We start from the raw sequence: 11,586 nt of genomic DNA on the forward strand, positions 1-11,586 counted from the left end.
AGGAATGCTTTTGGCTTAATACTGCAGTTCACTGAAATCGTGCACTCTGGCTGTATCCTGCACAGGGCTGTGAACGCCGGAGGTACAATCGAAATCTTTGTATATGCATGTCCGAAAATGGCTGGCTTTTGAAGAAATAGATGATATAATAACCTCACGGTGCAAACCAAAGCAAAGCTTTGGGCACCTGAGAGAGCATTGAATCATCTTGGTGATCGCGATGATTTCAAGGCTCTTTGAAGAGCAATTTCAAATTCATGATATTCATTCCAGTCAAAAGGAGGTGTGATGATGCAGACAGCTGAAGACAGGGCTCGGTATGCGGCATTTGAATCCAAAGATGCACGATTTGACGGACGCTTTTTCGTGGGAATATCCACGACGGGCATTTATTGCCGCCCGGTGTGCCGGGCAAAGCTGCCAAAGCCCGAAAACTGCTCTTTTTATACCACCGCGGCCGCGGCGGAACAGGCCGGTTTTCGCCCCTGCCTTTTATGCCGCCCGGAGCTTGCCCCAGGCAGCGCTCGTGTGGACGCCGTTTCCTCTCTTGCGCACCGGGCTGCCAGGCTGCTGGAAGAAAACTGCGGGAGCGAGCAAAGCATGGCGGAGCTGGCCGGGCAGCTTGGCTGCACAGACCGCCACCTGCGCCGGGCATTTGCGGCCGAATACCATGTCACTCCCATTCAATACCTGCAAACCTGCCGACTGCTGCTCGCTAAAAATCTGCTGACGGACACAGAGCTTTCGGTCATCGACGTTGCGATGGCCTCCGGCTTCGGCAGTTTACGGCGCTTTAATGACCTTTTCCAAAAGCATTACCGGCTTGCTCCTACCGCACTTCGCCGGCAGGCTGCGGGCAAAAAAGAACCGCACAGCGATGTGACCGTAGCGTTAGGGTACCGCCCACCCTATCAGTGGCAGCAGATACTGGACTTTCTGGCGCTGCGCGCGATCCCCGGTGTGGAAATCGTCAGCAACGGGGAGTATCTGCGCACCGTGCGCCTGAAAACCGGTGACCGGCAGGTGTATGGCTGGGTGCGGATAGGCCATCAGCCGCAAAAAAACGTGCTGACTGTTTCACTGAACGATTCCCTGCTGCCTGTGCTGCCACAAGTGCTTTCCCGGATTCGTCACCTGTTCGACTTATACTGTGACCCGGATGCGGTCTACGAAGGTCTTGCTTCCATGAACCAGATCCGTCCCGGCCTTTGCGTTCGGGGCACCCGTGTACCCGGCAGCTTTGACCCCTTCGAGATGACTGTGCGGGCAGTGCTTGGGCAGCAGATTACCGTAAAAGGCGCGCGCACGTTAGCCGCAAGGCTTGTGGCGGCTTACGGCACCTCCATTCAGACCGGTATTGAGGGCTTGACTCATACCTTTCCCTCACCGGAAGCAATGCTTGCTTTTGACGGAACGATCGGCGACCATCTCGGCCCGCTCGGAATTACCGGAGCGCGGGCAAATACGATTCTGGAGCTGGCGCGGGCCTTTGTGCTGGGAACCATCGATTTCAGCTTCTGCCCTCAGCCGGAAGCAGAGCTGCAAAAGCTGATGGAACTTTCCGGTATTGGGCCATGGACGGCACAGTACATTGCCATGCGCGCGATGGGATGGACCGACGCTTTCCCGCACACGGATTACGGCATTCAAAAAGCACTCGCCCCCCGTACATCAAAGGAAATATTGGATTTGGCTGAAACGTGGCGGCCCTGGCGCAGCTATGCGACGGTGAATCTATGGAACTCTTTCTAAAAACAGGAGGGAAATATGTTTTATTCAACACAGCATTCATCACCCGTAGGAACAATTACGCTGGCAAGCGACGGCAACAGCCTTGTCGGCCTGTGGATACAGGATCAAAAGTACTTTGGCGGCAGCGTGGCGCAAGCCATGATCGAAAGCCCCGATCTGCCGATCTTCACCGCCATAAAAGAATGGCTGGACAAGTATTTTTCCGGCCAAAAACCCGCAATTGCCGAGCTGTCCCTGGCCCCAAACGGAAGCGACTTCCGCAGAGCGGTATGGGAAATTCTCTGCGAGATTCCCTATGGCGAAGTCACCACTTATGGAGAGATTGCCAAAAAAGTGGCGGCCCGGATGAATCAGAAGCACATGTCGGCGCAGGCAATCGGCGGAGCTGTGGGTCACAACCCCATCTCCATCATCATCCCCTGCCACCGGGTCGTGGGGTCAAACGGCAGCCTGACCGGTTACGCCGGCGGCATCGATAAAAAAATCCGGCTGCTGGAGCACGAAGGTGCAGATCTATCGAAGCTGTTTATCCCTGTCAAGGGAAGCGCGCTCTGATGATCATATTATCTAATATCCGCTCTCCAAATCTGGATAAAAATAGTCAAAATGGAATTTATTTGATTTGGACATTGACTTTCAAAAAACGCTTTGCTATGCTAATTTATAAAGTTAGGTATAGCTAACAAAATTCATCTGAATTGATTTTCTTCTATCCATTCTGATTATGAGGGCGGACACAGTTTCATTTTATTGTGTCCGAATGTTAGTTTTAACTAACCCAGTGATGTGCAGGATTGGATGTGACAGACTTGTATAAAATCGCCATTTATGGCAAGGGCGGAATCGGGAAATCCACAACAACCTCGAACCTTTCCGCCGCACTGGCTCTGCAAGGCTACCGGGTCATGCAGATCGGGTGTGACCCCAAGGCCGACTCTACGAAAAACCTGATGAAAGGCCGCCGGATCCCTACCGTGCTTGATCAGATTCGTGAAAAAGGGAATGGCCTGAAGCTGGAGGACATTGCGTTCTCCGGATTTTCCAACGTGATCTGTGTGGAATCCGGCGGGCCGACTCCGGGCATCGGATGCGCGGGCCGCGGCATTATTACGGCCTTCAACAAGCTGGAGGAGCTGAACGCCTACGAGGTGTATCGGCCGGATATCGTCTTCTACGATGTGCTGGGAGATGTGGTATGCGGCGGCTTTGCCATGCCCATCCGCGGCGGATACGCAGACCGCGTTTTTATTGTGACCTCCGGTGAAATGATGTCTTTATATGCCGCCTGCAATATTTCGCAGGCGATCAAAAATTTCGGGAATCGCGGTTACGCGGAATTTTCCGGCATAATTCTCAATTCACGGAACATTGAAAACGAGCTGGAGCTGGTACAGAAAGCGGCCCAGGAAATCGGAACCGACATTGTAAAAGTGGTTCCGCGCAGCCCGGATGTACAGCGTGCCGAAAACGATGGAAAAACAGTGATTGAGGCGTTCCCCGACTGCGAAATGGCAAAGGAATACTTAGACCTTGCTTCAAAGGTAATGGAGGTGTGCCGCCATGAATAGCTGCGGGTGCTTTGAATCCACGCTGCATTATGCCACCCCTGCCCACGGCGGATGGGGTGTTGTCCGCATGGGGATGCTCGCCCCAGAAAGCTACCAGCTTTTCATCTGTCCCTTTGCCTGCGGCCGGCACGGCGCGCTGGGCGCACTCAAGCAGGGACTGAAAGACCGGATTTCTTACTATTATGTGGATCAGAGCGACATCATCAACGGGTACGACGATCTGATTCTAAACGCGGTGGAGGAACTGCTGCGCGTGCTGAAAAAACGCCCGCGCGCCATGTTCGTATTTGTCAGCTGCCTGGACGACCTGATCGGCACGGACTGCGATGCAGCAGAAGCCGAGCTGGAGCTGCGCCACCCCGATATCAAGTTCCGCATGGCGCACATGAACCCGATCACTCTTGGTTCGGACGAACCGCCGCCGATCGGGATTCAAAAAAGGATTTACAGCCTGCTCTCAAAACAGCCTGAGCGTGACGGCGGGGTCAACAGCATCGGCAATCTGGTTGCGGTCGACCCAGAATGCGAGCTGCACAAAATGCTGGCGCAGGAGGGCGTTTCCGGCCTGCGTCACGTCAGCCAGTATCAGGATTTTGACAAGTGGCAGGAAATGGCCAAAAGCTCCGCCAATCTGGTATTAATGCCTCCCGGAATGAAGGCCGCAAAAGAAATGGAAGCGCGCTGTGGAATCCCCTACCGGTTTTTCCCGGTCAGTTACGATCTGGATATGGTTGCTGAGCAATATCGGGGCATTCACGAGTTCCTTCGCCCAAACACCTCTGCCGCTTATGATCTGACTACGGACAGACAAGCTGCCGAAAAAGCCGTTGAACATACGGTAAAAAAGCTGGGCAAGCTGCCCTTGATTCTCGATTCCTCCGCCGTGGTGCGCCCGTTCAGTCTGGCAAAGGCGCTCGGCAAATACGGCTTTACCGTTCACAGAATCTTTGCGCAGGAGGTTATTCCGTCTGACCGCGAAGCCTTTGAATGGGTAACGGAGCATATGCCCACGGTGGAGATTTTACAGCCGGAGCACAACGACATCGTAAAATTCGACAGGCGCTTTCCGGACAGCCTTTCCATCGGCGTGAATGCCGCTTACATTTCCGGCTCTGAGCATGTGGTCGATTTATTTGCCGACGAGGGTCTGTTCGGGTATTACGGCATCCGAAGGCTGATGGAGCTGATGGAAGAGGCCGCGGATACTGTGATTGACCTGCGCGTGCTGATTGAAGACTATGGATTGGTGGTGTAATCAGAATTGGGTAAACTCTGCGTGAAGCTCCCCCCATTTTCACCTGATTATTCGGGGGTGTGCTCTGCGATTTTTGATCTGAACTGCGTTGCGGTGATCCACGACGCTTCCGGCTGCACCGGCAATTATACCGGGTATGACGAGCCGCGCTGGTATGGATCGAAAACCGCGATCTTCTGCTCCGGCCTGCGCGAAATCGATGCGATTCTGGGCGACGATGAAAAAATGATCCAAAAGGTTCTGGACGCTACCGAAAGCCTGAATCCGGAGCTGATCGTGCTGATCGGCAGCCCGGTTCCGATGGTGATCGGCACGGACATGAAGGGAATTGCCGCCGATATTGAGGCACGCACCGGGATTCCGTGCCTTGGCTTTGACACCACCGGAACCAGATATTATTCCGACGGAATTGCAGAGGCCTGCCTTGCGCTGATGGAACGCTTTACTCGAATGCCGGAGCAGAAGATACCGAATGGAGTAAATCTGCTGGGACTGACCCCGCTGGATTTTGGGAGCAGTGCGGCGAGCGACCTCAAAGCAGCCCTTACGCAGAATGGTTTGGAGCTTGTCTCCAGCTTTTGCGACGGCCTGACGATGGAGACAATTCAAAATGCCGCACAGGCTTCTCTGAATCTGGTGGTTTCGCAGTCCGGCCTGCAGCCTGCCCGCTCTATGGAACAGCGGTTCGGCATCCCTTACCTTGTTCAAATCCCAATCGGGAGAAAAGCGCAGGAGAATTGGCTTGAAGCCGTACATAATTGCCTGAACGAACAGAAATCCCTGGTTCCGTGCGCAGCGGGCGGAGAAACTGATATCCTCGTGCTGGGGGACGAAATCCTCTGCCGGAGCGTTCAATTGGGGCTGGAAGCCGACTTTGGCCTTACCGCAGACTGCGGCTGTCTGTTTGGCACAGAATCCAAACTCTCGGAAACAAACATCCTGAATTTAGAGGACGAGCAGAAAATCGAAGAGGCCATCAACTGCGGAAAATACCGCAGGATTATTGGCGACCCGATGCTGCGCATGCTGATTCATCCGGAAACTGAGGTGGATTTTTTCGATCTGCCCTCGTACTGCATCTCCAGTAAAATGTCCGGCATGCCGCCGGTCAGCTGCATTGGGGAACGGTTCAACGCGTTCCTTGCTGAAATACGATAATGATCGCCGAAAGGCGTTTATTATAATAAAAAAGAAACCGGCGACGGCCTGAACGCATTTCCTCACTCTGCATTCAGGCAGGCACCGGTCAGGAAAGTTGGTAGAACATGTTCAAGTTCTCAAAAAGAATCCTCTCTGCGGCAGTCAGCGCAATTATGCTGACCTCGGCCCTTGGGGGCTGCGCGGGCACTGCAAACCAGACCTCCTCTGAGGCGGTTTCCTCCGCACAGACAGGCGGTACCCGCACGGTGACAGACCACGCGGGGAATGCGATCGAGCTTCCCGCTGAAGTCAATCGCATCGTCATTTCCTCCATCATGCCCCTCCCCTCTGTTGTGGCCCTGTTCGACGGCGCAGCGGAAAAGGTGGTCGGCATGGACCCTTCCTCCATGGCGGCGGCGAAAAACTCCATTCTGCCGAATATCCATCCTGAAATTCTGAATGCGACCACTGATTTTCTGAAGGACGGCAACCTCAACATTGAAGAGGTGTTAAAGCTGAAGCCCGACGTTGTATTCTACTCCGCCGATAACACAGCGGACTACGAAGCGCTGACCAAGGCCGGGATTCCCGCAGTCGGTTTCAGCACCAGCAAATTCAAATTTAACACGGTAGAAACCTTCGACAACTGGGTCACGCTGCTCGGCGAGGTGCTCGGCCAGGCCGACACAGCCAAACAGATCGCGGACTACGGCTATCAGGTGGAGGACGAGGTTACCAGCGTTATCAAGGCGGCTGGCGACTCTATCCAAAAGCCGAAGGTGCTGATTCTGTTCCGTTATGACAACGGCACCATCAAAACCTCTGGCAGCAATTTCTTCGGCCAGTACTGGCTTGACACCACCGGCGCGGAAAACGTGGCAAAAGACCTGAAGGGCCAGGCAGAAATCAATATGGAACAGATCTATCAGTGGAACCCTGATATGATTTACATCACGAACTTTTCCCCTTACCAGCCCGACGACCTGTACAACAACTCCATCGAAGGCTTTGACTGGAGCAAGGTAAAGGCGGTTCAGGACAAAAAGGTCTACAAATTCCCGCTCGGCATGTACCGCTGGTTCCCGCCGGCCTCCGACACGCCTTTGGCCATGAAGTGGCTCGCCACGAAAAACCAGCCGGAGCTGTTCAAGGATGTCGACATGGAGAAGGAAGTCAAGGAGTACTATAAAAGATTCTATCGCTACGATCTGAGTGACGAAGAGCTCCAGCAGATTTTCAATCCCTCCAGCGAGGCTTCCGGTTTGAAGAAATGAGCAGGGCAACGCTGAGTATTCGCAGCAAACTCCTTTTATTGCTGTTTCCCTTTGTGGTTGCAGTCATATGCCTTGGCATCGGGCGGTATTACATTAGCGTTCCGGATACCGTGAGGGTTCTGTTCTCTCCCCTGACAGGAACTGCCGCGGAAATGGACTCCACACAGCTTTCCGTGCTGTTCGGCGTTCGCCTGCCGCGCGTGATACTGGCGATGTTCATCGGCGCGGGACTGGCTGTTTCCGGCGCGGCCTTTCAGGGGCTGTTCACCAATCCGCTTGCGACCCCGGATACGCTCGGGGTTGCGAGCGGCGCTTCCTTCGGCGCGGCGCTGGCCCTGATGTTCTCGAAAAATCTGCTTGCGGTTCAAATCTCTGCGTTGGTTTTCGGCATGTGCGCGATCATACTGACCACCCTCATCAGCCGCCAGAAGGGCAAAAGCACGATCATCATGGTCGTGCTGAGCGGCATGGTGGTTTCGTCGCTGTTTCAGGCCCTGGTATCTCTTGTGAAATACGTGGCTGACCCGCAGGATGTTCTGCCGAGCATCACCTACTGGCTAATGGGCAGTCTAACGGGAATCAGCTATTCCAGCCTGATGCTGGGGCTGCCGTTTATCCTTGTGGGAACGCTGGTCATCTTCTTTTTGCGCTGGCGGCTGAACATCATGGCGCTCAGCGACGACGAAGCCCGCTCTCTGGGCGTCAACGTCAAGCGAATCCGGCTGATGATCATGTTTGCCGCTACCTTTGTCACCGCGTCGTGTGTTTCCATGTGCGGGCAGGTGGGCTGGGTCGGGCTTCTTGTTCCGCACGTTGCCAGAATGCTGTTCGGCAGCAACAATAAAAATGTGGTGCCGGTCAGCATCAGCTTTGGCGCCATCTTTCTGGTGGTGATCGACACCCTGGCCCGCAGCGCCACCGCGGCCGAAATTCCGATTTCTATTTTGACCGCCGTCATCGGCGCTCCGTTCTTTATTGTTCTTTTGAGAAAGACGGGAGGAACTCAGCTATGACTTTTGAAGTGAAAAACGGCTGCTACCGTTACCCCGGTACAGAACGGCAGGTGCTGCAAAACATCTGCCTGCATGTGGAAAGCGGCAAGGTTCTGAGCATTCTCGGCTCAAACGGAGTGGGAAAAACCACTCTGCTGCGCTGCATGATGGGGATGCTGAAATGGAACAGCGGCGAGAGCCTGCTGGACGGTACCCCTCTGCGGCAAATACCGGAACGGGAGCTGTGGCAGAAAATCGCCTATGTCCCGCAGGCGAAAACCTCCGTATTTTCTTACACGGCGAAAGAAATGGTCACACTGGGCCGGTCGGCTCACCTAAAGATGTTCGAGCTGCCAAGCGCGGAGGATGAAAAGCTGGCACTCGCCTGCATGGAATCGATCGGCATTCTCGGCCTGAAAGACAAACAGTGCAACGAAATGAGCGGCGGTGAACTGCAGATGGTGCTGATTGCCCGCGCCATGACCTCGAACCCCGCCATGCTGATTTTAGACGAGCCGGAATCGAATCTCGACTTTAAAAACCAGCTCACCGTTTTGAACTGCATTCAGGAGCTGTCGCGCCAGCGCGGGATTTCTGCCGTGATCAACACACACTACCCCGATCACGCCCTGCAGATTGCAGACGACGCGCTGATTTTAAACCGCGACGGCACCTGCGTTTACGGGGAAAGCACCGAGGTCATCAGTGAGGAAAACCTGAACCGGGCCTTTTCGGTTCGGGTGTGCATCCGCAGCGTGGAGGTGGAGAACGAAGCCTTCCACTGTGTGATTCCCATCAGTTCAAGGTCTGCGGCCGCACAATGAAACCAAATATTCTAAACACAGCAAAAGGCTGAGAAACGAGATCTCGTTTCTCAGCCTTTTTTGCGCTGCCAGGTGCAAATGCAAATCATCTGATGATGAACTTGTCAAACACCTGCAGACCAGATTGATTTTTTACACGTGGCCGCCTCTGTTAATACCGCTCCACACCGTCGCGCGTAACGCGCGCGTAGATCAGCGGAATCTCTTCCGGCGCCCCGTCACGGATCGTGACGGCGCTTTCAAACAGGCGCTCTGCCTGTGCACAGCGGGAGGGATCGGACGTGTAAAACACGGCGAGTGGCTCACCCTTTTGCACCTTGTCGCCCACCTTCTTTTTCAGGATGATTCCGGCACTGTAATCGATGGGGTCATCCTTCTTCTCGCGCCCGGCCCCAAGCTCTACAGAGGCAATTCCGCATTTCTCGGTATCCATGGCGTAGAACCAGCCGTCCTGCTGGGCGTAAACCTCGTGGCGCACCTTGGCCTGCTGGAATTTGCTGTTGTCGTCCAGAACAGCGATGTCGCCGCCCTGCGCCGCCACCATCTCTTTCAGGCGCTCATAGGCTTCGCCATTGTGAAGCTGCCCCTGTGCCATGCGCTTGCATTCCTCAATGCTGCCCTTGCCCGCCAGATACAGCATGTTGGCGGCCAGCTCAATGCAGATCGCCGTCAGATCGGTAGGGCCGTGACCCTTCAGCGTATCGCACACCTCGCAGATTTCGAGCGAATTGCCGATGGCATTGCCGAGCGGGCGGCTCATGTCGGTGATCAGCGCGACCGTCCTACGGCCAACATGCTCGCCGATGGAGACCATCGCTTCGGCCAGTCGGATGGAATCGTCCACCGTTTTCATGAACGCGCCGCTGCCCTCCTTGACATCCAGCAGGATGCAGTCGGAGCCCGCCGCAATCTTCTTGCTCATGATGCTCGAGGCGATCAGCGGGATGCTGTCTACCGTGGCGGTAACGTCGCGCAGGGCATACAGCTTTTTATCGGCGGGCACCAGATTGCCCGACTGACCGATCACGCTGACGCCGACCTTGCGGACGATATCGAAAAAGCGCTCACGGTCAAGGAAGGTCTGCATGCCGGGGATCGACTCCATTTTGTCGACCGTTCCCCCGGTGTGCCCAAGGCCCCGTCCGCTCATTTTCGCAACCGGAACGCCGAGCGACGCCACGATCGGCGAGATGACCAGCGTGGTTTTATCCCCAACGCCGCCGGTGCTGTGCTTATCCACCTTGATGCCCGGGATGGAAGAGAGATCGACCGTATCGCCGGAATTCGCCATGCTCATCGTCAGCGTGGCGGTTTCCTCCTCGGTCATCCCTTTAAAATAGATCGCCATCAAAAGCGCGGAGGCCTGATAATCCGGAATATCGCCGGAAACATAGCCGCGGATGAAAAACTCGATCTCTTCCCTGGTCAGTTCCCCGCCGTCCCGCTTTTTCTCAATAATATCATACATTCTCACTGTGGGTCACCCTTTTCCAAATCGAATCGTCGGACTGATCGCTGCATCACTTTGAAAGTGGAGCACGATATTGATGCTGATTTCTCACGAAATAGCAGACAACACTTTTGTTTGCCTGTTTGATGGAAAATCCGTATTATCTGTCAAGGTCTTTGCCGCTGAAACCAAGCGGAAGCAGCTCTTTCAGCGTGTAAGACTGCCATTCCTCCGGGCTTTTCGCCAGAAGAATCCGGAAAGTGTCCGGGTCGCAGAATTCCATCATCACCTGCCGGCATACGCCGCAGGGCGCACAGTACTCGCTGATGGGCGCCCCGTGCTTCCCGCCGACAATCGCGATCGCGGCAAAGTCCCGCTCGCCGATGCTCACCGCCTTGAAAAAGGCCGTACGCTCCGCGCAGTTGCTGGGGGTATAGGCCGCGTTTTCAATGTTGCAGCCCTGGTACAGCTTCCCGTCGGCAGTCAGAAGCGCTGCGCCCACAGCAAACCCGGAGTACGGCACATAGGCCATTTCACGCGCTTCGATCGCCGCTTTCACCAGTTCTTTGTCGTTCATGTAAGGCTCCTTCTTTCTGCTGTGATGGCAAAGGGCGGATTGTGATCCGCCCTTTGCCTGCTGAAAAAACATTCAGACCGTACTAATACTGCCCGCTGGAATCTTCGTTTTTCAGGATCTGGATGATTCGGCTGGTTCCCAGTCTGGAAGCGCCGAGCGAAAGGAAGCGCTCCGCATCCTCCATGCTTGCGATTCCGCCGGCAGCCTTAATCCTGATGCCGGGGCCAACATGCTTTGCAAACAGCGCCACATCGTCAAAGGTTGCGCCGCCGGTGGAAAAACCGGTGGAGGTTTTGATAAAGTCCGCGCCGGAGCGTGTGACGACCTCGCACATCCGGATTTTTTCCTCCTCCGTCAGGAGGCAGGTTTCCACGATCACTTTCAGGATACGCCCGCCGCAGGCCTGTTTGATCTGTTTGATTTCTTCCGTGACCTGATCGTAAAGCCCATCCTTGACCCATCCGATATTGATGACCATATCGATTTCATCCGCACCGTTCTGAACGGCGTCCTGTGTTTCGAACACCTTTACCGCCCTGGTGGAGTAACCGTTCGGGAAGCCGATGACCGTGCAGACGCGCATAGCGTCGCCCACATATTCCTTGGCCTGTTTCACATAAGAAGCCGGAATGCAGACCGATGCCGTCTGATAATGCATCGCATCGTCGCAAAGCTCTTTGATCTGCTCCCATGTGGCCACCTGCTTGAGCAGGGTATGGTCTACCGTACCGACAATTTTAGCAAGTTCCATACG

The 11,586-nt window shown here is 54.8% G+C and carries 11 protein-coding genes; 8 read left to right on the forward strand and 3 right to left on the reverse strand.

Going from position 1 to position 11,586, the window contains the following annotated elements; translation table 11 throughout:
• Positions 1 to 291: 291 nt before the first annotated feature.
• From HMPREF1141_RS06985 to HMPREF1141_RS07020, 8 genes are all read left to right on the forward strand, one after another.
• Entirely contained in the window at positions 292 to 1,752 is a 1,461-nt protein-coding gene (locus HMPREF1141_RS06985; RefSeq protein WP_035316708.1) for an AlkA N-terminal domain-containing protein, read from the forward strand.
• Between the two features lie 15 nt (positions 1,753 to 1,767).
• Entirely contained in the window at positions 1,768 to 2,307 is a 540-nt protein-coding gene (locus HMPREF1141_RS06990) for a methylated-DNA--[protein]-cysteine S-methyltransferase (RefSeq protein WP_009062594.1), read from the forward strand.
• Between the two features lie 254 nt (positions 2,308 to 2,561).
• Entirely contained in the window at positions 2,562 to 3,320 is a 759-nt protein-coding gene (locus HMPREF1141_RS06995) for a nitrogenase iron protein NifH (protein WP_009062805.1), read from the forward strand.
• The gene (locus HMPREF1141_RS07000) at positions 3,313 to 4,575 is read left to right on the forward strand and encodes a nitrogenase component 1 (protein ID WP_009062730.1); all 1,263 of its coding nucleotides are present in this window, start codon (positions 3,313 to 3,315) and stop codon (positions 4,573 to 4,575) included. Before HMPREF1141_RS06995 ends, HMPREF1141_RS07000 begins: the two co-directional genes overlap by 8 nt.
• 6 nt (positions 4,576 to 4,581) lie before the next feature.
• A complete protein-coding gene (locus tag HMPREF1141_RS07005) occupies positions 4,582 to 5,733 on the forward strand; it encodes a nitrogenase component 1 (protein WP_009062783.1) in 1,152 nt (383 codons plus the stop codon).
• Between the two features lie 107 nt (positions 5,734 to 5,840).
• Positions 5,841 to 6,989, forward strand: a complete 1,149-nt coding sequence (locus HMPREF1141_RS07010; protein ID WP_009062530.1) for an ABC transporter substrate-binding protein — start codon at positions 5,841 to 5,843, stop codon at positions 6,987 to 6,989.
• Complete coding sequence (locus HMPREF1141_RS07015) at positions 6,986 to 8,002, forward strand: iron ABC transporter permease (RefSeq protein ID WP_035316710.1); 1,017 nt, start codon at positions 6,986 to 6,988, stop codon at positions 8,000 to 8,002. Before HMPREF1141_RS07010 ends, HMPREF1141_RS07015 begins: the two co-directional genes overlap by 4 nt.
• On the forward strand, positions 7,999 to 8,805 hold the full coding sequence (locus HMPREF1141_RS07020; protein ID WP_009062556.1) for an ABC transporter ATP-binding protein: 807 nt from the start codon (positions 7,999 to 8,001) through the stop codon (positions 8,803 to 8,805). Before HMPREF1141_RS07015 ends, HMPREF1141_RS07020 begins: the two co-directional genes overlap by 4 nt.
• Positions 8,806 to 8,956: 151 nt before the next feature.
• Here HMPREF1141_RS07020 and HMPREF1141_RS07025 read toward each other — a convergent pair whose 3' ends face one another.
• From HMPREF1141_RS07025 to deoC, 3 genes are all read right to left on the reverse strand, one after another.
• A complete protein-coding gene (locus HMPREF1141_RS07025; protein ID WP_009062679.1) occupies positions 8,957 to 10,273 on the reverse strand; it encodes a pyrimidine-nucleoside phosphorylase in 1,317 nt (438 codons plus the stop codon).
• A gap of 142 nt (positions 10,274 to 10,415) precedes the next feature.
• Positions 10,416 to 10,904 (reverse strand): cytidine deaminase, encoded by a 489-nt coding sequence (locus tag HMPREF1141_RS07030; RefSeq protein WP_275051686.1) that lies wholly within the window; start codon positions 10,902 to 10,904, stop codon positions 10,416 to 10,418.
• A 10-nt stretch (positions 10,905 to 10,914) separates the two neighbouring features.
• Complete coding sequence (gene deoC / locus HMPREF1141_RS07035; RefSeq protein ID WP_009062605.1) at positions 10,915 to 11,583, reverse strand: deoxyribose-phosphate aldolase; 669 nt, start codon at positions 11,581 to 11,583, stop codon at positions 10,915 to 10,917.
• Positions 11,584 to 11,586 lie beyond the last annotated feature (3 nt).

The organism is Clostridium sp. MSTE9 (assembly GCF_000277625.1).
Classification (GTDB): domain Bacteria; phylum Bacillota; class Clostridia; order Oscillospirales; family Acutalibacteraceae; genus Faecalispora; species Faecalispora jeddahensis.